The organism is Xanthomonas sp. 3075 (assembly GCF_014197275.1).
In the GTDB taxonomy this organism is placed as follows: Bacteria; Pseudomonadota; Gammaproteobacteria; order Xanthomonadales; family Xanthomonadaceae; genus Xanthomonas; species Xanthomonas campestris_B.
Map to the genome: position 1 here is coordinate 133,461 of NZ_JACIFI010000004.1, position 22,856 is coordinate 156,316.

20 protein-coding genes and 1 tRNA gene are annotated in these 22,856 nt (G+C 64.2%); 18 read left to right on the plus strand and 3 right to left on the minus strand.

The genetic code is table 11. The features are described 5' to 3' along the window. Nucleotides 1–87 precede the first annotated feature (87 nt). The 13 genes from GGR62_RS05615 to GGR62_RS05675 all read left to right on the plus strand — a co-directional run bounded on the left by GGR62_RS05615 (nt 88) and on the right by GGR62_RS05675 (nt 10,759). Nucleotides 88–597 carry a YceD family protein gene (locus tag GGR62_RS05615; protein ID WP_184407032.1) on the plus strand — a complete coding sequence of 170 codons (510 nt, stop codon included), beginning with the start codon at nt 88–90 and terminating at the stop codon, nt 595–597. Between the two features lie 97 nt (nt 598–694). After that, nucleotides 695–889 carry a 50S ribosomal protein L32 gene (gene rpmF, locus GGR62_RS05620; protein ID WP_003483870.1) on the plus strand — a complete coding sequence of 65 codons (195 nt, stop codon included), beginning with the start codon at nt 695–697 and terminating at the stop codon, nt 887–889. Nucleotides 890–979: 90 nt separating this feature from the next. Further along, the gene (locus GGR62_RS05625) at nt 980–1,957 is read left to right on the plus strand and encodes a beta-ketoacyl-ACP synthase III (RefSeq protein ID WP_005995227.1); all 978 of its coding nucleotides are present in this window, start codon (nt 980–982) and stop codon (nt 1,955–1,957) included. A 257-nt stretch (nt 1,958–2,214) separates the two neighbouring features. Then, entirely contained in the window at nt 2,215–2,673 is a 459-nt protein-coding gene (locus GGR62_RS05630; RefSeq protein WP_184406944.1) for an MEKHLA domain-containing protein, read from the plus strand. 259 nt (nt 2,674–2,932) lie between these two features. Next, complete coding sequence (gene fabD, locus GGR62_RS05635; RefSeq protein WP_184406945.1) at nt 2,933–3,877, plus strand: ACP S-malonyltransferase; 945 nt, start codon at nt 2,933–2,935, stop codon at nt 3,875–3,877. Between the two features lie 80 nt (nt 3,878–3,957). Then, complete coding sequence (gene fabG, locus GGR62_RS05640; protein ID WP_184406946.1) at nt 3,958–4,701, plus strand: 3-oxoacyl-ACP reductase FabG; 744 nt, start codon at nt 3,958–3,960, stop codon at nt 4,699–4,701. 155 nt (nt 4,702–4,856) lie between these two features. Next, a complete protein-coding gene (gene acpP, locus GGR62_RS05645; RefSeq protein WP_010368407.1) occupies nt 4,857–5,096 on the plus strand; it encodes an acyl carrier protein in 240 nt (79 codons plus the stop codon). 139 nt (nt 5,097–5,235) lie between these two features. Then, a complete protein-coding gene (fabF, locus tag GGR62_RS05650) occupies nt 5,236–6,471 on the plus strand; it encodes a beta-ketoacyl-ACP synthase II (protein WP_184406947.1) in 1,236 nt (411 codons plus the stop codon). A 191-nt stretch (nt 6,472–6,662) separates the two neighbouring features. Next, entirely contained in the window at nt 6,663–8,018 is a 1,356-nt protein-coding gene (locus GGR62_RS05655) for an aminodeoxychorismate synthase component I (RefSeq protein ID WP_184406948.1), read from the plus strand. Nucleotides 8,019–8,078: 60 nt separating this feature from the next. Further along, nucleotides 8,079–9,143, plus strand: coding sequence for an endolytic transglycosylase MltG (gene mltG / locus GGR62_RS05660; protein ID WP_184406949.1), 1,065 nt, complete (start codon nt 8,079–8,081; stop codon nt 9,141–9,143). Continuing rightward, nucleotides 9,140–10,099 (plus strand): DNA polymerase III subunit delta', encoded by a 960-nt coding sequence (locus GGR62_RS05665; protein ID WP_184406950.1) that lies wholly within the window; start codon nt 9,140–9,142, stop codon nt 10,097–10,099. Before mltG ends, GGR62_RS05665 begins: the two co-directional genes overlap by 4 nt. Next, on the plus strand, nt 10,096–10,449 hold the full coding sequence (locus tag GGR62_RS05670) for a PilZ domain-containing protein (protein WP_039523910.1): 354 nt from the start codon (nt 10,096–10,098) through the stop codon (nt 10,447–10,449). Before GGR62_RS05665 ends, GGR62_RS05670 begins: the two co-directional genes overlap by 4 nt. 235 nt (nt 10,450–10,684) lie before the next feature. Further along, nucleotides 10,685–10,759: transfer RNA gene (locus GGR62_RS05675), tRNA-Val, on the plus strand. A gap of 212 nt (nt 10,760–10,971) precedes the next feature. On the opposite strand, the gene GGR62_RS05680 is transcribed toward GGR62_RS05675, so the two are convergent. Both GGR62_RS05680 and GGR62_RS05685 read right to left on the minus strand, forming a co-directional pair. Beyond that, complete coding sequence (locus GGR62_RS05680) at nt 10,972–11,673, minus strand: LytTR family DNA-binding domain-containing protein (RefSeq protein WP_184406951.1); 702 nt, start codon at nt 11,671–11,673, stop codon at nt 10,972–10,974. Next, nucleotides 11,661–13,358 carry a sensor histidine kinase gene (locus tag GGR62_RS05685; protein ID WP_184406952.1) on the minus strand — a complete coding sequence of 566 codons (1,698 nt, stop codon included), beginning with the start codon at nt 13,356–13,358 and terminating at the stop codon, nt 11,661–11,663. The genes GGR62_RS05680 and GGR62_RS05685 overlap by 13 nt, the downstream gene beginning before the upstream one ends. Before the next feature lie 134 nt (nt 13,359–13,492). On the opposite strand from GGR62_RS05685, the gene GGR62_RS05690 reads away from it, so the two are divergent. Next, nucleotides 13,493–15,100: an alpha/beta hydrolase gene (locus GGR62_RS05690; protein ID WP_260305519.1), complete on the plus strand. Its 1,608-nt coding sequence runs from the start codon at nt 13,493–13,495 to the stop codon at nt 15,098–15,100. 387 nt (nt 15,101–15,487) lie between these two features. Continuing rightward, nucleotides 15,488–15,814: a hypothetical protein gene (locus GGR62_RS05695; RefSeq protein WP_184406953.1), complete on the plus strand. Its 327-nt coding sequence runs from the start codon at nt 15,488–15,490 to the stop codon at nt 15,812–15,814. A 245-nt stretch (nt 15,815–16,059) separates the two neighbouring features. Here the strand turns inward: GGR62_RS05695 and prpR are convergent, their stop codons facing one another. Continuing rightward, entirely contained in the window at nt 16,060–17,661 is a 1,602-nt protein-coding gene (gene prpR, locus GGR62_RS05700; RefSeq protein WP_184406954.1) for a propionate catabolism operon regulatory protein PrpR, read from the minus strand. A gap of 146 nt (nt 17,662–17,807) precedes the next feature. Between prpR and prpB the strand changes: the two genes are divergently transcribed. From prpB to acnD, 3 genes are all read left to right on the plus strand, one after another. Continuing rightward, nucleotides 17,808–18,704, plus strand: coding sequence for a methylisocitrate lyase (gene prpB / locus GGR62_RS05705; protein ID WP_184406955.1), 897 nt, complete (start codon nt 17,808–17,810; stop codon nt 18,702–18,704). Between the two features lie 72 nt (nt 18,705–18,776). Continuing rightward, nucleotides 18,777–19,931 (plus strand): 2-methylcitrate synthase, encoded by a 1,155-nt coding sequence (gene prpC / locus GGR62_RS05710; protein WP_184406956.1) that lies wholly within the window; start codon nt 18,777–18,779, stop codon nt 19,929–19,931. Nucleotides 19,932–20,155: 224 nt separating this feature from the next. Next, nucleotides 20,156–22,798 (plus strand): Fe/S-dependent 2-methylisocitrate dehydratase AcnD, encoded by a 2,643-nt coding sequence (gene acnD, locus GGR62_RS05715; RefSeq protein WP_184406957.1) that lies wholly within the window; start codon nt 20,156–20,158, stop codon nt 22,796–22,798. The last annotated feature ends 58 nt before the right edge of the window (nt 22,799–22,856 follow it).

A 22,856-nucleotide genomic window follows, 5' to 3' on the forward strand; every position in this document is an offset into this window, starting at 1 on the left:
GGGAGTCTGCCAGCCTTGCCGCGGCGCGGGGTATGTGAATGCGGGGATTTGACAGGGCGTCGGCGGGTCTTTAACATTCTGCGGCTTATGTCCGCGAACGTACCCGAAATGCTGGATGCTTGGCGGATGGTCGCAGCGCGCAGGCGCTTCGATGGCCGCATCCCGCTATCTGCGATGACCCGTCTGCAAGGGAGCTTGGTCGATACCGAGGGCGAGTGTGTCTATTCGCTCCAATTCGATCAGGACGATCTGCTGAAGGTCGCTTATGTCGAACTCAGTATCGATGTGGAGCTTCCGCTGGCCTGCCAGCGCAGCCTGCAACGTTTCCTGTATCCGGTGCAAATCAGACAGCGTCTTGGTTTGATCCGTGACGAAGCCGACGAAGCTGCATTGCCAGCCGAGTACGAAGCGTTGTTGGTGCCGGAAGATGGCATGCTGCGGGCCGTGGATATGGTCGAGGACGAACTGGTGTTGTCGGTACCGGTGGTGCCGATGGCCCCAGGTAGCGAGGCCGTCGAGGCCGAGTGGGTTCCGACCCAGGAAGAGCAAGACAAGGCCAGTCCGTTCGCGGCGCTGGCAGCGTTGAAGAAACAGTAACCGCCGCTGTTAAGGGCGGAAAGACAGGTCGACGCGGGCGTAGAGCGTGCTGTTCGACTCAACAGACAAGTTATCGAACTAAAGTTGGAGCAATCCCATGGCTGTGCAGAAATCCCGAGTCACCCCGTCCCGTCGCGGCCAGCGTCGTTCGCACGATGCCCTCACCGCCAAGCAGCTGTCGACCGACCCGACCAGCGGCGAGATCCATCTGCGCCACCACATCACCGCTGACGGTTACTACCGCGGCAAGAAGGTGATTGCGACCAAGTCGTCGGCCGTCCAAGAAGATTGATTCGCGGTGCCCGCCGCGCGTCGCGCGGCCGGGTGACCCTCGCTTCTTCCGGAGCCGCCGGTCACTGCGGCTCTTGCAACAGGAAACAGTATGAGCAAGCGGATCTATTCCAGAATCGCGGGCACGGGTAGCTATTTGCCCGAAAAGGTGTTGACCAATGACGATATGTCCAAGATCGTCGACACCAGCGATGAATGGATCTTCTCGCGCACTGGCATCCGTGAGCGTCACATCGTCGCCGACGACCAGACCACCAGCGATCTGGCGTATTTCGCCTCGCTGAAGGCGATGGAAGCGGCCGGTGTCACCGCCGACGAGATCGACCTGATCGTCATCGGCACCACCACCCCCGACCTGATCTTCCCGTCCACGGCCTGTCTGCTGCAGGCGCGGCTGGGCAATGTCGGTTGCGGTGCGATGGACGTCAACGCCGCCTGCTCGGGTTTTGTCTACGCGCTGAGCGTGGCCGACAAGTTCGTGCGCAGCGGCGATGCCAAGACCGTGCTGGTGGTGGGGGCGGAAACCCTGACCCGTATCGTCGACTGGACCGATCGCACCACCTGCGTGTTGTTCGGCGACGGTGCCGGCGCGGTGATCCTCAAGGCCGACGAAGAGACCGGCATCCTCAGCACGCATCTGCATGCCGACGGCAGCAAGAAAGAGCTGTTGTGGGACCCGGTGGGCGTGTCGGTGGGCTTCGGCGAAGGCAAGAATGGCGGCGGTGCGTTGCTGATGAAGGGCAACGACGTCTTCAAATATGCAGTCAAGGCGCTGGATTCGGTGGTCGATGAGACCCTGGCGGCCAACGGCTATGACAAGCACGATCTGGATTGGCTGATCCCGCATCAGGCCAATCTGCGCATCATCGAAGCCACCGCCAAGCGGCTGGATTTGCCGATGGAGCAGGTGGTGGTCACCGTGGATCGCCACGGCAACACCTCCTCGGCCTCGGTGCCGCTCGCGCTGGACGAAGCGGTCCGCTCGGGGCGCGTGCAGCGCGGCCAGTTGCTGCTGCTGGAAGCGTTCGGCGGTGGATTTACCTGGGGCTCGGCGCTGCTGCGTTACTGACGTTTGCCTGCCTCGCACTGCAGTCCGTGCGCAGACGTTTGCGTGCAAGACCGGTGCGTGCAAGCCAGGGTCGCATCGTTGCTCGGTGCGCATGGTGCAGGGATGCGGCACCCCTGTTATTTGCCGCAGCATCGCCATTGATGCCCTTCAGCGCGCGGTGATGTCGCCGGCGGTCGAATGATCGCCTGGTTCGTTTGCTGCGCCCGGCCTACGCACTGATTCGCGACGCCATGCCGCCGGGCAGATAAGGTCACCGCATGCGCTACAAGGATGATCCAGCATTCTTCGCCTTGCTGACCGGAAGTTTCTTTCGTGTGGTCGGCCGCCAGCTCGTTGCCGACCCCGGTATTGGAGCGGATTGGCTCTATACGCAGGCGCCGTTTGCGCTGCTCGCCCACGATAAGCGCCCGGATCCGGTGTTCGTCTACGCCAATCGGGCGGCCCAGCGGGCTTTCGGTTACGGCTGGGAGGAGTTCATCGGCATGCCCTCGCGTCTGTCGGCGGAATTGCTCGATCGACCGGAGCGTCAGCGACTGCTCGATGCGGTTGCCCGCAACGGTTTCGTGACGGACTACGCAGGCATCCGTATCGCCAAGGATGGGGCGCGTTTCCCGATCGCCGACGGGGTGGTCTGGCAACTCATCGACGCCGCCGGGGAGCTGCGCGGGCAGGCGGCCGCCTTCCCGCTGTCCGCTGATGGCACTTATGCCGTTTGAGGCCCGGATCAGCACCTCATCGATGCGCGGCAGTCGCACCCTGGCCGCGACTGCCGCAGCTGTCAGGCCATTCGGGGCGACTGTCTCCGGAGTCCAGGCGCGGCCCGTCGCTGCGGCTGACATGCCGGCATTGCAAATGCTTCCGTAGGGTGCGCTGGAAATCCGGGCGTTGTCAGGCAGTCCTTGCATACGCGGCAGTACAGACGGCAGGGCGATTTCGCACGTATCATCCCGGCTCGATTTTTGCTGGCAGCAACGCGTGACCGAATCCACTCTCGCCTTCGTCTTCCCCGGCCAGGGCTCGCAGTCCCTGGGCATGCTGGCTGAACTGGCCGAGCTGCATCCGCAGATCCGCGACACATTCGCCGAAGCCTCCGAAGGCGCGGGCGTCGACCTGTGGGCGCTGTCCCAGGGCGGCCCGGAAGAGATGCTCAACCGCACTGAGTACACCCAGCCGGCCTTGCTGGCTGCGGGCGTGGCGGTGTGGCGGCTGTGGACTGCGCAGCGCGGGCAGCGTCCGGCCCTGCTGGCCGGGCACAGCCTGGGCGAATACACCGCGCTGGTCGCTGCCGGCGCCTTGTCGCTGCACGACGGTGCGCACCTGGTGCGGCTGCGCGGCCAGTTCATGCAGGCCGCTGCGCCGGCCGGGGTCGGGGCGATGGCGGCGGTGCTGGGCGCCGAAGATGCGTTGGTGCTGGAGGTCTGCGCCGAGGCGGCAGGCAGCCAGGTGGTGGTGCCGGCCAATTTCAATTCGCCCGGCCAGATCGTGATTGGCGGCGACGCGGCCGCCGTGGATCGTGCGCTGGCCTTGCTGGCCGAGCGCGGCGTGCGCAAGGCGGTCAAGCTGGCGGTGAGCGTGCCTTCGCACACCCCGCTGATGCGCGATGCGGCCAACCAGCTCGCCGAAGCGATGGCAGGACTGAGCTGGCAGACCCCGCAGATCCCGGTGGTGCAGAACGTCGATGCGTCCGTGCACACCGGCAGCGAAGCGATTCGTCAGGCGCTGGCCGAGCAACTGTACCTGCCGGTGCAGTGGACCGGTTGCGTGCAGGCGCTGGCCGCCCAGGGCATTACCCGGATCGCCGAGTGCGGCCCCGGCAAGGTGCTCAGCGGGCTGGCCAAGCGCATCGACAAGCGTCTGGACGCGCGTCCGTTGGCCACGCCTGCCGATTACGCTGGCGCGCTCGAGGCCTGGACGCACTGATTCCGACGCACCCCGGTCATCCCGATTCCCTCACTGTCCGCGGCTGCGGTCACGACGTCCCCCTTCGAGGAACAGCATCCATGAGCAAATCTTTGCAGGGCGAGATCGCCCTCGTCACCGGTGCCAGCCGCGGGATCGGCGCGTCCATTGCCGACACGCTGGCCGCCCAGGGCGCCACCGTGATCGGTACCGCTACGTCTGCGTCCGGCGCTGCAGCGATCGGCGAGCGTCTGGCCGCCCACGGCGGTCACGGCCGTGAGCTCAACGTCACCGACGCTGCGGCGGTCGAGGGCCTGATCGATGCGATCGGCAAGGAGTTCGGCGCGATCTCGATCCTGGTCAACAATGCCGGCATCACCCGCGACAACCTGTTGATGCGGATGAAGGAAGAGGACTGGCAGGCGATCATCGACACCAATCTGACCAGCGTGTTCCGCACCTCCAAGGCGGTGATGCGCGGCATGATGAAGGCGCGCAAGGGTCGCATCATCAACATCGCCTCGGTGGTGGGCGTGACCGGCAACCCCGGCCAGACCAACTACGCTGCGGCCAAGGCCGGCATCATCGCGTTCTCCAAGTCGCTGGCCAAGGAAATCGGCTCGCGCGGGGTCACCGTGAATGTGGTGGCGCCCGGTTTCATCGATACCGACATGACCAAGGCGCTGCCGGACGAGGCCAGGACCGGCTTGTTGCAGCAGATCGCGCTGGGCCACCTGGGCCAGCCGGAAGACATCGCCAACGCGGTGGCGTTCCTGGCCGGCCCGACCGCCCGTTACATCACCGGTGAGACCCTGCACGTCAACGGCGGCATGTACATGCCGTGAGCGTGCGGCGCCGGGAGGCGCTAAGTGGCTGATCGGCGGGGAGTTGTGATGCAATGCAACGCCCGGTCGCTTCCACTACACTATCCAACGCGGCCATCGCATCCTGATGGCGTTTTTTTCGTACCACCACTACTCCATCTGGAGCGATATCCCAAATGAGCACCATCGAAGAACGCGTCAAGAAAATCGTCGTCGAACAACTCGGCGTCAAGGAAGAGGAAGTCACCACCAGCGCATCGTTTGTCGATGACCTGGGTGCCGACTCGCTGGACACCGTCGAGCTGGTGATGGCGCTGGAAGAAGAGTTCGAGTGCGAGATCCCGGACGAAGAGGCCGAGAAGATCACCTCGGTCCAGCAGGCGATCGATTACGTCAAGTCTCACGTCAAGAGCTGATGCGTTTTCCTGACGGCGGCGGCGTGACTTAAGCCTCTGCTGTGTCAGACATTCCATGGGGCCGCTGATGCGGCCCTGTGTTTTTCAGCGTCAATCGCAAACCGCAAGCACCGTCCGTCGCGCGGTGAGGAGATCTGCAATGAGTCGTCGTGTTGTCGTTACCGGCATGGGCATGGTGTCGCCGCTGGGCAATGATCTGGCTACCAGCTGGGATGGAATCATCCACGGGCGCTCAGGCATCGGCCCGATCACGCAGATCGATTCCTCGCAGTTCACCACCAAGATCGCCGGCGAGATCAAGAATTTCGACCCCACGCTTTTTGTGTCCGCCAAGGACGTCAAGAAGATGGATTCGTTCATCCACTACGGTGTCGGCGCCTCGTTCATGGCGCTGGACGATTCCGGGCTGGAGATCGACGACAGCAATGCCGAACGCGTGGGCGCCATTCTCGGCTCCGGCATCGGCGGGCTGCTCGGTATCGAAGAGCAGACCATCAAATTCCATGAGGGCGGCGCGCGCAAGATTTCGCCGTTCTATGTGCCCAGCACCATCATCAACATGTTGCCGGGCCAGGTAAGCCTGATCAAAGGCCTCAAAGGCCCGACCTTCTCTGCGGTGTCGGCCTGCGCCACCTCCAACCATTCGATCGGCACCGCGATGCGCATGATCCAGCACGGCGACGCCGACGTGATGCTGGCCGGCGGCGCCGAGCGCGGCTCCTCGCCGAGTTCGGTGGGCGGCTTCTGCGCGATGAAGGCGATGTCCACCCGCAACGACGACCCGACCGGCGCCTCGCGTCCGTGGGACAAGCAGCGCGACGGCTTCGTGCTGGGCGACGGTGCCGGCGTGCTGGTGCTGGAAGAATACGAACACGCCAAGGCGCGTGGCGCGCGCATCTATGCGGAATTGGTCGGCTTCGGCGCCAGCTCCGATGCCTTCCACATGACCGCTCCCAGCGAAGACGGCGAAGGCGCGGCGCGCAGCATGGCCGCGGCGATGCGCGATGCCAAGCTCAATCCCGAGCAGATCGGCTACCTCAACGCGCACGGCACCTCCACGCCGCTGGGCGATCTGGCCGAGACGATGGCGATGAAGCGCGCGCTGGGCGACCACGCCTACAAGACCATGGTCAGCTCGACCAAGTCGATGACCGGTCACCTGCTCGGCGCGGCCGGCGGCGTGGAAGCGATCTTCTCGGTGATGGCGCTGCACACCGGCATCATTCCGCCGACCATCAATCTGGAAGAGCCCAGCGATGGCTGCGACCTGGATTACGTGCCCAACGTGGCGCGCGAAGTGCAGGTGGACGCGGTGATGTCCAACGGCTTCGGCTTCGGTGGCACCAACGGCACGCTGGTGTTCAAGCGCATCTGAGGTCGATGCGCGGGTGTTGCCGGTGGCCGCGAAGAATGTCTCGCGATCATCACTGCGCGCCAGTCGCTGGCCGCCGCGCGGGACACGTGCGCACGGCCACACCTCAAGCCGCGCCCTGATCCACCTCATCACGCGTGCCCTGCATCCACCGCAGGGCGACGCGCTTCAGCACCCCACGCCAAACCGGGCCGATGACGCTTACCAGACCCCTGCACGCGAACATCGACCTGCTGGCGCTGCATCGGCTGGCGCCGCAGCGCTATCCGGCACTGCTCGAATCCACTGCCTCGGGCACCGAGCACGGACGCTGGGACGTGCTGTTGCTTGCCGAAGGCGCCAGCCTGCGGCTTGATCCGGATGGGCGCACGCGCGACGGCAATGGATGCCTGCTGGACGGCGGATTTCTGCAGGCACTGGATGCCGCCTGGCAGGCCGCGCGCGTGCCGCACGATGCGACCAGTCCGTGGCCGTTTCGCGGTGGCTGGGCAGTGTTGCTGGATTACGAACTGGCCGCGCAGGTCGAACCGATTCTGCAGCTCCCCACGCGTACCGATGGCTTGCCGAGCGCGCTGGCCTTGCGCGCACCCGCCGCCGTGCTGCGCGATCGGGTGCAAGGCCGCTGCCTCGCGCTGGCCGAGCCGGGCCGCGAGGATTTGCTGGCCCGCATCGTCGAGGACATCGCCGCCTGCGGCGCATTGCTGCCGTTGCCTGAGTGGGTTGCGCCGGTAGCCATCGACGAAGACGCACCGGAGCGCTTCACCGATGCGGTCGAGCGCGTGCTCGATTATCTGCGCGCCGGCGATGTGTTCCAGGCCAATATCTCGCGCGCCTGGCAGGCCGCGTTTGCCGCTGCGGTCGATCCGGCTGCGCTGCATGCGCGCCTGCGCGCGGCCAATCCTGCCCCGTTTGCCGGCCTGTTCGTCGCGGCCGGGCGCGCGGTGGTGAGTTCCTCGCCGGAGCGGCTGGTATCGGTGCAGGGCGAGGTGGTGCAGACGCGCCCGATCGCCGGCACCCGCGCGCGCTTTGCCGGCGACGACGATGCCGCACGCATCCGCGAGCTGGTCGGGCATCCGAAGGAGCGCGCCGAGCACGTGATGCTGATCGACCTGGAACGCAACGACCTGGGGCGCATCTGCGCGCCGGGGACGGTGGAGGTGGACGAACTGATGGGCGTGGAAAGCTACGCGCACGTGCATCACATCGTCAGCAATGTGCGTGGTCGCCTGCGCGAAGGCGTCACCCCGGGCGAGGTGATTGCGGCGGTGTTTCCCGGCGGCACCATCACCGGCTGCCCGAAGGTGCGTTGCATGCAGATTATCGCCGAACTCGAGCGCACCGCGCGTGGCGCCTACACCGGCGCCTTCGGCTGGCTCAATCGCGACGGCGACATGGATCTGAACATCCTCATTCGCACCGCCGAGGTGGCGGGCGAGCAGGTGCGCTTCCGCACCGGCGCCGGCATCGTGGTGGATTCGGACCCGCAGCGCGAACTGGACGAAACCCGCGCCAAGGCGCGCGGCGTGCTGCGCGCCTTCGACCGGACATGAGCGCTTCAACGGGACATCACCGGCGCGCGGTATCCTGCGCGGCGCTGGGGCAATGACGAGGTGCATGTGGCGGTGACTGGCAAACGTGGATGTCTGGCCGTGCTGGGCACGGCACTGTTGCTCGTGGCGCTATTGGCGATTACGGGGCTGGTGGCGTGGCGGCATTACTTGCACTTCGCCGATACGCCGGTGACTGCGAGCGCGCCCAGCGTGGTCATCGCGCCCGGCGATTCGCTCAGGGCCACGCTGCGCAAATTGCGCGCCGCCGGCGTGGCGCACGGCACCGATCTGGAATGGCAGCTGCTCGCGCGCCAGGTCGATGCGGCCGGCAAACTCAAGGTGGGCGAATATGCGTTGGCGCCGGCCCTTTCGCCGCGCGAACTGCTCGCGCGCATGCGTCAGGGTCGGGTGATCCAGTACCGCTTCACCATCGTGGAGGGCTGGAACTTCCGCCAGCTACGCGCCGCGATCGCCACTGCCACGCCGCTGCAGCATTCCATCAGCGTCCTGGACGATGCGGCATTGATGGCGCGGCTGGGATTCGCCAACCAGCACCCGGAAGGGCGCTTCCTGCCGGAAACCTATGTCTATCAACGCGGCGACAGCGATCTGGATGTGCTCAAGCGCGCGCACGTCGCCATGGACAAAGCGTTGGCGCAGGCCTGGGAGCAGCGCGCCCCCGATCTGCCGCTCGGCTCGCCGGAGCAGGCATTGATCCTGGCCTCGATCATCGAGAAGGAAACCGCGCTGGGGTCCGAGCGCCCGCTGATTGCCGGCGTGTTCCTGCGCCGTCTGCAGCTGGGGATGAAGCTGCAGACCGACCCCACCGTGATCTACGGCATCGGCAGCAGCTACGACGGCAACATCCGCCGCCGCGACCTGACCACCGACACGCCCTACAACACCTACACGCGCACCGGCCTGACCCCGACCCCGATCGCCATGCCGGGCCGTGAGGCCTTGCTGGCGGCGGTACGCCCCGCGCCGGGGGATGCCTTGTACTTCGTCGCGGTGGGTGATGGCACCGGCGCGCATGTGTTCTCGGCCACGCTGGCCGAGCACAATGCGGCGGTGGCGCGTTATCTGCAGCGTCGCCGCCAGTCGCAATCGGAACCTGCCCCATGACCCCTGCATTTTCGCCCTGGCAGCAGCGCGGCTACGACCAGACCCTGGCCGCACTGGATGCCGGCCGGCTCGGGCATGGCTTGCTGATCTGCGGGCCGGATGGCCTGGGCAAGCGTGCGGTGGCGTTGGCGCTGGCCGAGCACGTGCTGGCCAGCTCGCCGGACCCGGCACTGGCGCAGCGCAGCCGGCAACTGATCGCGGCCGGGACCCACCCGGATCTGCAGCTGATCTCGTTTATTCCCAATCGCACCGGCGACAAGTTGCGCACCGAGATCGTGATCGAGCAGGTGCGCGAGATTTCGCAAAAGCTCTCGTTGACCCCGCAATACGGCATCGCCCAGGTGGTGATCGTCGACCCGGCCGATGCGATCAATCGCGCTGCCTGCAACGCCTTGCTCAAGACCCTGGAAGAACCCTCGCCAGGCCGCTATCTGTGGCTGATCAGCGCGCAGCCGGCACGCCTGCCGGCAACCATCCGCAGCCGCTGCCAGCGCCTGGAATTCAAGCTGCCGCCTGCGCACGAAGCGCTGGCCTGGCTGCTGTCGCAAGGTGTCAACGAGCGGGCTGCACAGGAAGCGCTGGACGCCGCACGCGGCCATCCCGGGCTCGCCGCGCAGTGGCTGCGCGAAGATGGCCTGGCGGTGCGTCGCGCGGTGGCGCAGGACCTGGAACAGATCGCCAGCGGACGTGCCGGTGCGGTGGAGGTCGCGCAGCGCTGGACCAACGATGGCCAGGCCGACCAACGGCTGCGCCACGCCGCCGACCTGGCGTTGGCGCAGGCCTCGGCCGGCTTGACCGATCCCTCGCGGTTGCACAAGCTGGCGACCTGGTTCGACGCCGCCAATCGCACCCGCGATCTGCTGCGCACCACCGTCCGCGCCGATCTGGCGGTGACGGAATTGTTGCTGTCCTGGCGCGAGGGAGAGCGTCCGGCACGTTCTAGGGGAACTCGATGAGTGCAATGAATGCACGCCAAGGCATTTTGTCGCTGGCGTTGAAGGACAAGCCGGCGCTCTACAGCGCGTACATGCCGTTCGTGAAAGGTGGCGGCATCTTCGTGCCCACGCCCAAACGCTACATGCTGGGCGACGAAGTGTTCCTGCTGCTGACCCTGCCGGACTCCAGCGAGCGCCTGCCGGTGGCCGGCAAGGTCGTCTGGACCACCCCGGCCGGCGCGCAGGGCAACCGCGCCGCCGGCATCGGCGTGCAGTTCCCCGATGGCCCGGAGGGCGAGGGCGTGCGCAACAAGATCGAGACGCTGCTGGCGGGCTTGACCACGTCGGATAAGCCGACGCATACGATGTGAGGCGCTCCAGTGCGCTGCGGTCGCGCGTCTGACTGCAGTCGTGTTGAAAGCGGCTGATCGAGGCGCGAATCGGACATTTGAACGGTGCGGGATTGATCGCCACGCCCTGGGTGCCAGGGCGGCAACGCCGCGTCCAGGCGCCGGAACGGGGGCGCTTTCGTCCGCGTCGTCGCCGTGCTGGATGAACCTGTTGACGATCGCCACAGCTGCCCTATAATGTGCGGCTCGCGTCATCGGGCGGTTAGCTCAGCGGTAGAGCATTGCCTTCACACGGCAAGGGTCACAAGTTCGAACCTTGTACCGCCCACCATCGAAACCCAGCAGCATCGAGGGTTCAGCGCGAGAAGAAAAGCCGGCCATGCGCCGGCTTTTTGTTGTCCTGCATCGTCCTGCAAGAGGGGCGAGAATGTCAGCTGGACTTTGCCTTTTGCCTATCCCGAGATGAAGTGACGCAGTTGGGTCGCACGCCGCAGCGCGCGCCAGTGGCATTCCTGCGTGAGAACGCACCAGCGACAGTGGCCCTCATTCGACCCCAAGTTGCCGACGCAACTCGGCGAGATAGGACCGCCCCACAGGCAGCTCCGCACCGCTCGTGAGTCCTAGCCAATACCGACTGCCAGAGCTGGAATGCAGCATGCGTAAATGCCGCATATTGACCAGATACGAGCGGTGGCAACGAACAAAATCTGCAGGCAGCAGTGCGGTCAGAGCCGTCAGCGATTTGTCGTGCAGCTCACTGCGGCCATCGACTAAACGCAGCTCACTGTAATCTCCATCCGCGCGTATCCACATTACATGCGCAAGCTCCACCAGCGCAGTGCCCTGCGCGCGCCAGATGCCAAGATAGCGTGCGCGTCCGGAGCGGTGGCGACCCGCATCCAGTAAACGCTCGAGCGCTTGGCCAAGTCGCTCGCGCGTGAATGGCTTTGGCACGAAATCAAGCACGCCATGCTCGAACGCCTGTACTGCGCGATCGCGATGAGCCGATACAACCACGCATTGGTAGCGTCCTGTCACCGCTTTCTGCAGCAACTCAAAGCCGTCCTCTCCACCCAGATTAAGGTCAAGCAGCAAGCCGTCGTAGACATTTCGCTGCAGCCTGTCGCCGGCTGACTCCAGATCGGCAGCGGCATCGAAACGCGCGCGCGTGCCAACCAGCTCACCGCATAGCCGTATGAGCCGTTGACGAATCAACGGTTCGTCTTCAACGATCAGGATGCGCATCGAAGCTCAATCCGGCTGCGCCAGTCGTTACCTTCAATGCCTTGGACGAACGTCCAATTGCCCGGAAATGCAGCCGCAAGACTTGCCTCGATGTAACGCGTACCAGTGCCTTGGCCGCGGCGCGGCGTATTTCCACACGCGCTGCGTAGTTCAAGAATCCACCATCCATTCTCACGCTGGACGCGTAGTCGAAAGGGCTGTCTGGCACAGGCCACGGCGCCCGCATGCGTCAGTGCGTTTTCTACCTGTGCATGCAGCACGCCTGGTGGAATCGATAGGGAGAGATTCGCGGCGTCAATGTTGAGTTCCATCGGGTGATCGAGCGCCAGGGCGATGATGTCCAGATGGTTGCGGCACAGCGCCAACTCTTGTTCCAACGGCACGCATTGATGGCGGCTGCTCTCGCGCAACCGATCAAACTGCTCGGCAAGCGATTCCACTAACCGACTCGCACGCGCTGGCGATTGGTCGATCAGTTCCTGCAGGCAGGTCAGCGTGTTCATCAGCCAATGCGGTTGGATACCTCGCTGCAGCAGCTGCAGTGAAAGCCGGGCGCCCTCTTCGCGCAGCCATGCGTTGTGCATGTCCAGTTCGCGCATGCGGGTTGCGTGGCGTACCAGCAGATAGCCCATCAGTACCGCCAACAGAAGGAAGTACGGGCCATCCAGAAACGCATTGCCCAGCAGTGGCATGGCCAGCGCGCCGGCCAGCAGCAGGGCCATGATCGGTCCGCGCTCCTCGCGCTCCGCGCGCGCGCGGAGCAATACCCAGGCAGAGGCCAGCAGGCTGAGCAACAGTAAAGCTGCGCCGCGGGCGTCGAAGCTGGGCAAAAACATGGCTGCTGACAAAAGCGCCAGATAACCCGCGCGGTATGCCACTGGGGCTGTCACCCTAAACTGGCGCGCAAGGTAAGCCGGCAGCAGCATGGCTGCCGTGAGGTGCAGTGCGAGCAGCATGAGCAATCGCGGGCCATGCCAGGGGTATGGATAGCCCAGCAAAGGACGCCATGCTTCGATGGCAGGCGTTGCCAGGCCAGTTGCGCAGAGGGCGAGCAGAAGCGATCCGGCACGGGAGCTTGCTCGCCCACGCAGTGCCAGGAAGTACAGGCAGGCCGCTGCGAGTGCGCCCATGGCAAATGCTGCGACTAGCCATGGCCAGACCAGATGCATGCCATGGTCCGCGAGCGATGTGATCTCCACCGACGCATCGGTCGCATACATCCTTGGCCACTGGTGGTGGCTAGACGCCAGCACGACCAGTTCATCCACGCCGCCGCTTGGCGACGGTGGCAGTACGCGGACGACATCGATCAGGCCGGGCTGCTCCTGGTCAGCCGTTTGGCCCACGATGCCATTTGCGGCTAAGGGCCGACCGTTCCAGTACAGCTGACTGGCTGCCCGCAGTGATAGCCGCAGCACGCGGCTGGCGCCGTCCGCTGGCTGCGCAAAGCGCCAGCGCAGCCAGTAAGGCCCCTGCCAGCCCGCCAGCACGTGTGCATCGAGTGGTTGCCAGTCCAGATTGCCCGGCGGCATTGCCAGTTCTTCTCTGAATTCTGCCGGTGGCGCCTGTGCCATCTCTGAAGTCAGCACCCGTGCCCTGGTCGTGGGCGGCGTTGATGTTGCCAGCCACGCCACAATCGTGAGTAGCAGGACGGTTAGCGCAGTCAGGGTCCTGGTGGTCGGCATGGCGCCATCATAGTGGTGCCCAGGAGACGCTGGACCCCCGACTGGAGACGTTGGCAGGACTGGCACGGGTAGCATGCTGTGCTCGCGCACATGCTGCTGTCTCCTTGACCGTTTCTTCGGAACCGGAGCCCATCATGTCAACCTTCCTCGCGCTCATGTTTCGCCTTCGTCGATGGCTTGTCATCGGCCTTGTGCTCTGCGGCGCAGCGCCCCCGTATTGTCATGCGGAACCGGCACCGTTCGCGTTCGTGCCCTATGAGTTTGAGACCGAACACCACGGTGCGTTTGCAGCCGAAGTCGCTTTCCTGGAGGTGCCGCGCCGGCACGCGGACCCGACCGGTCCGCTTCTTCGGCTACGCGTCGTGCGCCTGCGGGCGACCATGGGCAAGGCTGATGCCGCCCCGGTGATCTACCTGGCGGGTGGGCCGGGCGGTTCCGGCGTCGGCACGGCGCGTGGCGCGCGTTGGCCGGTATTTGATCAGGTGCGGCAGCATGCCGATGTTCTGCTGCTCGATCAGCGTGGCACCGGTCTCTCAGAGGTTCCACCGGCATGCCCGCACCAGCACCGGTTTGACGACGCACAGCCTCTGCAGCGCGATGCCGCGCTTGCTGCGCTCCGTGCCACGGTGGCTCGCTGCATCGGATATTGGCGGGCAAACGGGGTCGATCTGGGCGCATACACCACACGAGAGAGCGCTGACGATATCGAAGATCTGCGGCGTGCCCTGGGTGTACCGCATGTCAGTCTGTGGGGCATGAGCTATGGCACCCACCTGGCCCTGGCGGGTGTCCGGCAGCATGGCGAGCGCATCAGCCGGGTGGTACTGATGGGGGCAGAAGGGCCCGACGACACGCTGAAATTACCGCTGGCGGCGGATGCCTTGCTCGCGGATCTGGGCGGGTACGCCAGGCAGGATGGCTTCGATGATCTGTCTGGCAGTGCCGTGCGCGTGGTGACGGCGTTACGCCAGAAGCCCGCGCTGGGCCGTAGTTTCATGCACCGTGGCAGGCAGGTGATGATCGGCACTTATGATGTGCAGCTGGCAATTGCAGCCTCACTTGGGCGCCGCTCCACTCAGCAGATGCTGCCACTGGCGCTGCGCAACGCAGAGGAAGGGAATTATGACCTGTTGGCAACCCTTGCGCTGGCGATTCGCGAGGAGCTTGGCGAGTTCAAGGCCATGCCGCTGGCGATGGAAGCTGCATCCGGAGCGAGCGTCCAGCGGCGAAACCTGGCCGCCAAGCAGGCCGGCGAGAGTTTGTTTGACGACGCTCTGAATTTTCCTTTCGCTGTTGTCGACAATTCCGGGCTGCTGGATCTTGGTGATAGCTTTCGAGCGCCTGTGCAGAGCAAGGTCCCGGTCCTGCTTATCGCTGGCACCCTTGATGGGCGGACACCGCTCGCGAACACCGAGAAACTGTTGCCTGGCTTTCCTCATGCCTCGCGTCTGCTGATCCACGACGCCAGCCATGACGATGAGCTATGGCTGGGCAATCCACGGATTGCTGCAGGGATTGCTGACTTTCTTGCTGGCGGTCAGGTAGCCAGTGCTGAGCTCAGTGTTGCTCCACCAGTATTTGCCAAGAATAGTGTCGATCTGCTTGCGCTGGCCATCGGCGTTACGCCACGTGTGGTGTGGGCGGTTATTGGGAGTGGGGCGACGGTGCTACTGGGCGCGCTGGTCTGGCTTTTGCGATGGCGTCGCAGGGCAAAGCTCCGCCGCCTAGCGGCCCAGAGGTGATAGCCCATTCCGTCGCGCGTGCCTGCTGGCGACAGGATTTCGCGGTGCAAGGAATTCTTGAGTTTATATGCCAGGGCGCGAGGGGAATCGACTTCAGACTGGTGTTGAAATCGCGTTTGCAGTTTTTCTCATCTTGCTTGGTCTTCCGGCCGAAGATACCCGTGCCCCGCTGTCGCTGAGCTCGCCCTGGTTGGTTTGGTCATGTGTCCAATATCGGGAACATCATCTAGACGTTGGCCTCGCGCGGCAGGTGCGCCTGCTAGGGGCGGCGCGACCAAGCGCGCAACCGGTGCGCTGCGTATATTTGCGTCTGGTTGTGCTTGCTTGTTGCGGGTTTGGCGAGGACTTGCCATCCTGCAATACCCCCGCGTTGAAGAAGGAGTGGCGATGAAAATGCTGCTTGGAAGTGCTCTGGTTGCGATGTTGCTGATGGCCGGCTGTGCCCGCGATGTGGGCGAGCAGTACGTGGGCAAGTGGGTCAATGTGAAGTCGCAGAAGAACGTGCTGAGCATCGAGCACAATGGCGAGAGCTTCATCATTCGGGATACCACGCCGGAGCTGCTCGGCGGTGGCGTCAGGACGAAGAATCATCCCGCAATCTTGAACAAGGGTGTGCTGCAGGTGTCCAGCGCGGATGGCACCGTCAATTACGCGATTGATCAGGCGACCGGCCATTTGAGCACGGGCGATAGCGAGTACACGCGGGTCAAGTGATCGCTACGCGATCGCTCAACGTGCGTGCGCTGGATCAAGCTGCGTTGCATGGGCGACGTGATCGCATCACCAACGTAGCAACGACTGGGTCGTGTGGAATGTGTCGTTAGTTTTGTGACCGTTGACTGCGAGTCTTGCGTTCTCAAAGACTCGCTGCAGAAGCCCAGCGTTTGTGTCCTGAGCAAGCGATGCCATAGCCCGCAGCTGCGTCTTAAGCACACGAAGCCGAAGCGTGCGTTTGCATCTCAAGCACGTGATGCCAAGGCCTGCGCCTGCATCCAGCGCCACAAGGTGGTGCGCGACACGCCAAGTGCTTGTGCGGCGATGGCGCGATTGCCGTTTGCTCGATCGAGCGCTGCACTGACTGCTGTTGCAGTGAGTTGCATGCGTGAGGTTGCGAGATCGGTGTGTCCGGGCGCCGTTGTGCTGCCGCCAAGGTGCATGTCGAATAGCTCTGGCGCCCAGCTTTCCAATTGATCCGGGCTCAGGTGGTCGTTTGGCTGTGCCTTCCAGTGGATACACAGGCGTTCGACCAGATTGCGTAGCTCGCGCACGTTGCCCGGCCAGGCATGCTGCTGCAATCGCTGCAAGGCGGCGGGGGACAGCGGCAATGCGATGTTGCCCAGTTGCTGGAAATAATGGGTAAGCAACAGTGCGATGTCGTCCGGGCGATTGCGCAACGGTGGCAGCGCGATGCGCAGCGCGGCCAGTCGATAGAACAGATCGCGCCGGAAGCGCCCTTGCTCGACCAGCGCCTGCAGCTGCTGCAGGCTGGCGGCGACCACGCGCACGTCCACGGCGATCGGCGTTGTGGCTCCCACACGCAGCACTTCGCGCTCCTCCAGTACGCGCAGTAAGCGTGTCTGCAGCGGCATCGGCAGTTCGCCGATTTCGTCGAGAAACAAGGTGCCGTGCTGTGCGGCTTCGATCAGGCCGGTATGGCCGCCACGGCGTGCGCCGGTGAAGGCGCCGTCGCTGTAACCGAACAGTTCCGCTTCCAGCAGCGATTCAGTGAGGGCGCCGCAATTGATGGCGACGAAGCGGCCGCGCCGACGGCTGCCGGAATGCAGCTGGCGCGCGACCAGTTCCTTGCCGGTACCGGTCTCGCCGCTGATCAGGACCGTGCCGGGATGTGGTGCATATAGCTGCACCAACGCGCGCACTTGCGCCATTGCGTTGTCTTCGCCAAGCAATGCATCGGTGCGGCGAGCGCGACGTGTGCCGGTGCGGCCGGTAGGGCGATCGTTACTGGGCGCGGTGCCCAAGGCGATGGCCTGTTCGAGCGCTAGGCGTACCGAATCTGCCGAGTACAGCAGCACACCGGGCAAGCCCGCCTGCTCGGCGAAATCGATCGCCATGCCGGTGCCGACGATGACCTGGATGCCGCTGGCGCGCAGGTCGGCGATGCAGTCGCGTGCGTCTTCGGCGGTGACGAAGCGGCGGTGTGTGATGTCCAGGTCGAAACTGTGCTGAAAGGCGCTGAACGAGGGCACGTCGGTGGCATGGGTGACCACGCCGATGCGCGGCGCGATGCGGCGTGCGCGCGCCAGCGCTTCCATTAGGTCGAATCCGGTGGCCTGGATCGGCGCCAGCGGCAGCGCGAGCCGGCTGCGTAGATACGCGGCGTTGGAGCCGCCAGCGACCAGGACGTCGCAACGCTCGCGGCGCAGGCGTTGGCCGATGACCTCCACCGCTTCGGCAAAGCCGAGGTTGATCTGCTCGATGCGCGCGCGCTGGTCGAACTCGGGGATGACATCGGCAAGCAGCACGGTCAGGCGAGACACGCTGACGGTCCAGATCACCGGCGGGGACGTGTCTGTCGGCTCGGATAACGAAGGGCTGCGCATCTGCGTGCTACGTTGCAACGGTGTTGCATAATGATCCATATGTTGCATATTTGCAACGTAGTGACGTAAGTAGGTGTAATAAAATCAGTGGGTTGCCGTTGGCATGCCATTTGCGCTTACTCGGTTATCCCAACCCAGGAATCGCCATGACGTCTTCGTCCACCTCTTCTGCCGGCACGCGCTTCCGCACGGCGCTGGCTGCCGAATCGCCGCTGCAGGTGATCGGCGCGATCAACGCCAATCATGCGCTGCTGGCCCAGCGCGCCGGCTATCAGGCGATCTACCTGTCTGGTGGTGGCGTGGCGGCTGGCTCATTGGGCTTGCCGGACCTGGGGATCAATACGCTGGAAGACGTGCTGGTCGATGTGCGCCGCATCACCGATGTCTGCGCGCTGCCGCTGCTGGTGGACGTGGACACCGGCTTCGGGCCGAGCGCGTTCAACATCGAGCGCACCATCAAATCGTTGATCAAGGCGGGCGCGGCCGGCTGCCATATCGAAGATCAGGTCGGCGCCAAGCGCTGCGGGCATCGGCCGGGCAAGGAGATCGTCAGTCAGGGCGAGATGGTGGACCGGGTCAAGGCGGCCGCCGATGCCAAGACCGACCCGGCGTTCTTCTTGATCGCGCGGACCGATGCCATCCAGATGGAAGGCGTGGATGCGGCGATCGAGCGTGCCATCGCCTGCGTGGAAGCAGGCGCCGACGGCATCTTTGCCGAGGCCGCCTACGACCTGGACACCTACAAACGCTTCGTCGATGCGGTGGGCGTGCCGGTGCTGGCCAATATCACCGAGTTCGGCAAGACGCCGCTGTTTACGCGCGACCAGCTGGCCGCTGCGGGCGTGGCGATCCAGTTGTTTCCGCTGTCGGCGTTCCGTGCGGCGAACAAGGCGGCCGAAGCCGTCTACACGGCAATTCGCCGCGATGGCCACCAACAAGCGGTGCTGGAAACGATGCAGACGCGTGAAGAGCTGTACGAACGCATCGGCTACCACGACTACGAACAACGCCTGGATGCACTGTTTGCGCGCAAAGGCGCATGATCGCCGCTTGCTGCGTCCACCTGGTCAATCCTCAGTGACACCGCAACACGCCACAGCTTGGGAGCTCACCGCATGAACGACACCACCATTCCCGGTTTCAAGCCAAAAAAATCCGTTGCCTTGTCCGGCACTGCTGCAGGCAACACTGCGCTGTGCACCGTGGGGCGCAGCGGCAACGACCTGCATTATCGCGGTTACGACATTCTGGATCTGGCCACCACCAGCGAGTTCGAGGAAATTGCGTATCTGCTGGTGCACGGCAAACTGCCCAATAGCGGCGAATTGCGTGGTTACAAGGCCAAGTTGCGCTCGTTGCGTGGGGTGCCGGCCGCAGTGAAAGCGGCGCTGGAGCAACTGCCGCCGTCGGCCCATCCGATGGATGTGATGCGTACCGGCGTGTCGGTGCTCGGCTGCCTGCAGCCGGAAAAGGACGACCACAATCACCCAGGTGCGCGCGATATCGCCGACAAGCTCATGGCCTCGTTGGGCTCGATGCTGCTGTACTGGTATCACTACAGCCACAACGGCAAGCGCATCGAGGTGGAAACCGATGACGATTCGATCGGTGGGCACTTCCTGCATTTGCTGCACGGGTTTGCACCCAAGGATTCGTGGGTACGTGCAATGCACACCAGTCTGATCCTGTACGCCGAACACGAGTTCAATGCCTCCACGTTTGCATGCCGTGTTATTGCCGGCACCGGCAGCGATATGTACAGCGCCATCGCCGGTGGCATCGGCGCGCTGCGCGGACCCAAGCATGGCGGCGCCAACGAAGTGGCTTTCGAAGTGCAAAAGCGCTACGACACGCCGGACGAGGCCGAAGCCGACATCAAGGCGCGGGTGGAGCGCAAGGAAGTGGTGATCGGCTTCGGGCATCCCGTCTATACCGTGTCCGATCCGCGCAACAAGGTGATCAAGGAGGTGGCGCGCGACCTCTCCGACGAGCAGGGCAGCCGCAAGATGTACGACATTGCCGAGCGTCTGGAGACGGTGATGTGGGACATCAAGAAGATGTTCCCGAACCTGGATTGGTTCAGTGCGGTGAGCTACCACATGATGGGCGTGCCGACGGCGATGTTTACGCCGCTGTTCGTGCTGGCGCGCACTGCCGGGTGGAGCGCGCACATCATCGAGCAACGCGTGGACGGCAAGATCATTCGTCCATCCGCCAATTACACCGGGCCGGAAGATCAGGTGTTTGTGCCGCTGGATCAGCGTCCCTGAGTTGGCGTGGGGCTGTGCTGGCCCTCATCCGCCCTTTGGGCACCTTCTCCCGCTTGCGGGAGAAGGGCAAAGCAACAGCACAGCAACAGCAGAGCAACAGCAGAGCAACAGCAGAGCAACAGCAGAGCAACAGCAGAGCAACAGCAGAGCAACAGCAGAGCAAAGCAATAGCAGTAGTGCCGCAGTAGCAACAAAACCTCGCCCGCTTCGTGATATCGCCCGCCATGAACAGCCAGTACCGCACGCCCTTGCCGGGCACCTCGTTGGAGTATTTCGATGCACGCGCCGCCGTCGATGCGCTGCAGCCCGGTGCCTATGCAACGCTGCCGTATACCGCGCGCGTGCATGCCGAAAACCTGGTGCGGCGTGCGCAGCCACAGATGCTGGAGGCGTACCTGCGCCAGCTGATCGAGCGCAAGCGCGACCTGGATTTCCCATGGTTTCCGGCGCGCGTGGTCTGCCACGACATTCTTGGACAGACCGCGTTGGTTGACTTGGCCGGCTTGCGTGATGCGATCGCCGAGCAAGGGGGCGATCCGGCGCAGGTCAATCCGGTGGTGCCGGTACAATTGATCGTCGACCACTCGTTGGCGGTCGAATACGCCGGGTTCGACAAGCAGGCCTTTGCCAAGAACCGCAGCGTGGAAGATCGTCGCAATGCCGATCGCTTCCATTTCATCGAGTGGACCAAACGCGCATTCGAGAACATGGAAGTGATTCCGCCGGGCAACGGGATCATGCATCAGATCAATCTGGAGAAGATGTCGCCGGTGATCTACACGCTCGACGGCGTGGCGTTCCCGGATACCTGCGTGGGCACCGACAGCCACACCCCGCATGTGGATGCGCTGGGGGTGATCGCAGTGGGCGTTGGCGGTCTGGAAGCAGAGAACGTGATGCTGGGGCGCGCGTCGTGGATGCGTCTGCCCGACATCATCGGCGTGGAATTGCTCGGCCGGCCAGCACCCGGCATCACCGCCACCGACATCGTGTTGGCATTGACCGAGTTCCTGCGTCAGCAACGGGTGGTCGGTGCGTATCTTGAGTTCTATGGCGCCGGTGCCAGTGCGCTGACCATCGGCGACCGTGCGACCATTTCCAATATGACGCCGGAATTCGGTGCCACTGCGGCGATGTTCTATATCGACCAGCAGACGCTCGATTACCTTCGCCTGACCGGGCGCGAAGAGACGCAGATTGCGCTGGTGGACACCTACGCACGCCACACGGGGCTGTGGGCGGACGACCTTGTCACCGCACAGTACGAGCGCGTGCTGCAGTTCGATCTGTCGAGTGTGGTGCGCAACATGGCCGGCCCGTCCAACCCGCACAAGCGGGTGGCAACCACCGAGCTGGCAAGCAGCGGCATCGCCGCTGCGTGGGAAGACGTACCGGGGCAGATGCCCGATGGTGCAGTAATCATCGCGGCGATCACCTCGTGCACCAATACCTCCAATCCACGCAACGTCATCGCGGCCGGGCTGTTGGCGCGCAATGCGAATGCACGCGGATTGACGCGCAAGCCGTGGGTGAAAAGTTCGCTGGCGCCCGGCTCCAGGGCGGTGCAGTTGTATCTGGAAGACGCCGGCTTGTTGAGCGAGCTGGAACAACTGGGCTTCGGCATCGTCGCGTTCGCGTGCACCACCTGCAATGGCATGAGCGGTGCGCTGGACCCGGTGATCCAGCAAGAGATCATCGACCGCGATCTGTATGCCACGGCGGTGTTGTCGGGCAATCGCAATTTCGACGGGCGTATCCATCCGTATGCCAAACAGGCGTTTCTGGCATCGCCGCCGCTGGTGATCGCTTATGCCATCGCCGGCACGGTGCGCTTCGATATCGAAAAAGACGTGCTGGGCATCGATGCCGATGGCGTGGCGGTGACGCTCAAGGATCTGTGGCCGACCGATGCGGAGATCGATGCGGTGGTGGCGCGCAGCGTCAAACCGGAACATTTCCGCAGCGTCTACGACCCGATGTTCAAGCGCAGCGTCGGCCAGGGCATCCGCGTCAGCCCGCTCTACGACTGGCGCCCGACCAGTACCTATATTCGCCGTCCGCCGTACTGGGAGGGTGCGCTTGCCGGCGTACGCAGTCTGCAGGGCATGCGGCCGTTGGCGGTGCTGGGCGACAACATCACCACCGATCATCTATCGCCGTCCAATGCGATCCAGGCCGGCAGCGCGGCCGGCGAATACCTGGCGCAGATGGGCGTGCCGGAAGAGGACTTCAATTCCTACGCCACCCATCGCGGCGATCACCTCACCGCGCAGCGTGCCACGTTCGCCAACCCCAAACTGGTCAACGAAATCGCAGTGGTCGATGGGCAGGTCAAAGCCGGCTCGCTGACGCGCCTGGAACCGGAAGGGCAGGTGCTGCGCATGTGGGAGGCGATCGAGACCTACATGACGCGCAAGCAGCCGCTGATCATCATTGCCGGTGCCGATTACGGGCAGGGGTCCTCGCGCGATTGGGCGGCCAAAGGCGTGCGCCTGGCGGGTGTGGAAGTGATCGTGGCCGAGGGTTTCGAGCGGATTCACCGCACCAATCTGATCGGCATGGGCGTGTTGCCGCTGGAGTTCAAGCCCGGCACCGATCGCAAGACGCTGGGCATCGACGGCAGCGAAACCTTCGATGTGGTCGGCGAGCGCACCCCGGGTGCCACGCTGACGCTGTCGATCCATCGCCGGAATGGCGAGCAGTTGCAGGTACCGGTGACCTGTCGTTTGGATACCGCCGAGGAAGTGTCCATCTACGCAGCGGGCGGCGTGCTGCAACGGTTTGCGCAGGATTTTCTTGAGAGCCGGGAATCGGGAGTCGGGAATCGAGATGCGTTAAAAGCAGGATCGGCACCGCAAGCGCACTAACCTCAATGGTGCCTGCCGTCGTACCGCCGCCCCACTCTCTAATCCCCAATCCCGGCCT

Bases quoted from the DNA above. Each gene is read 5' to 3' on its own strand.
- GGR62_RS05625 (WP_005995227.1), top strand. From the start codon at position 980: ATGAGCAAGCGGATCTATTCCAGAATCGCGGGCACGGGTAGCTATTTG.
- acnD (WP_184406957.1), top strand. From the start codon at position 20,156: ATGAACAGCCAGTACCGCACGCCCTTGCCGGGCACCTCGTTGGAGTAT.
- GGR62_RS05655 (WP_184406948.1), top strand. From the start codon at position 6,663: ATGACGCTTACCAGACCCCTGCACGCGAACATCGACCTGCTGGCGCTG.
- prpC (WP_184406956.1), top strand. From the start codon at position 18,777: ATGAACGACACCACCATTCCCGGTTTCAAGCCAAAAAAATCCGTTGCC.
- GGR62_RS05665 (WP_184406950.1), top strand. From the start codon at position 9,140: ATGACCCCTGCATTTTCGCCCTGGCAGCAGCGCGGCTACGACCAGACC.
- GGR62_RS05615 (WP_184407032.1), top strand. From the start codon at position 88: ATGTCCGCGAACGTACCCGAAATGCTGGATGCTTGGCGGATGGTCGCA.
- GGR62_RS05690 (WP_260305519.1), top strand. From the start codon at position 13,493: ATGTCAACCTTCCTCGCGCTCATGTTTCGCCTTCGTCGATGGCTTGTC.
- fabG (WP_184406946.1), top strand. From the start codon at position 3,958: ATGAGCAAATCTTTGCAGGGCGAGATCGCCCTCGTCACCGGTGCCAGC.
- prpB (WP_184406955.1), top strand. From the start codon at position 17,808: ATGACGTCTTCGTCCACCTCTTCTGCCGGCACGCGCTTCCGCACGGCG.
- acpP (WP_010368407.1), top strand. From the start codon at position 4,857: ATGAGCACCATCGAAGAACGCGTCAAGAAAATCGTCGTCGAACAACTC.
- rpmF (WP_003483870.1), top strand. From the start codon at position 695: ATGGCTGTGCAGAAATCCCGAGTCACCCCGTCCCGTCGCGGCCAGCGT.
- prpR (WP_184406954.1), bottom strand. From the start codon at position 17,661: ATGCGCAGCCCTTCGTTATCCGAGCCGACAGACACGTCCCCGCCGGTG.
- GGR62_RS05685 (WP_184406952.1), bottom strand. From the start codon at position 13,358: ATGCCGACCACCAGGACCCTGACTGCGCTAACCGTCCTGCTACTCACG.
- GGR62_RS05680 (WP_184406951.1), bottom strand. From the start codon at position 11,673: ATGCGCATCCTGATCGTTGAAGACGAACCGTTGATTCGTCAACGGCTC.
- fabF (WP_184406947.1), top strand. From the start codon at position 5,236: ATGAGTCGTCGTGTTGTCGTTACCGGCATGGGCATGGTGTCGCCGCTG.
- GGR62_RS05630 (WP_184406944.1), top strand. From the start codon at position 2,215: ATGCGCTACAAGGATGATCCAGCATTCTTCGCCTTGCTGACCGGAAGT.
- GGR62_RS05695 (WP_184406953.1), top strand. From the start codon at position 15,488: ATGAAAATGCTGCTTGGAAGTGCTCTGGTTGCGATGTTGCTGATGGCC.
- GGR62_RS05670 (WP_039523910.1), top strand. From the start codon at position 10,096: ATGAGTGCAATGAATGCACGCCAAGGCATTTTGTCGCTGGCGTTGAAG.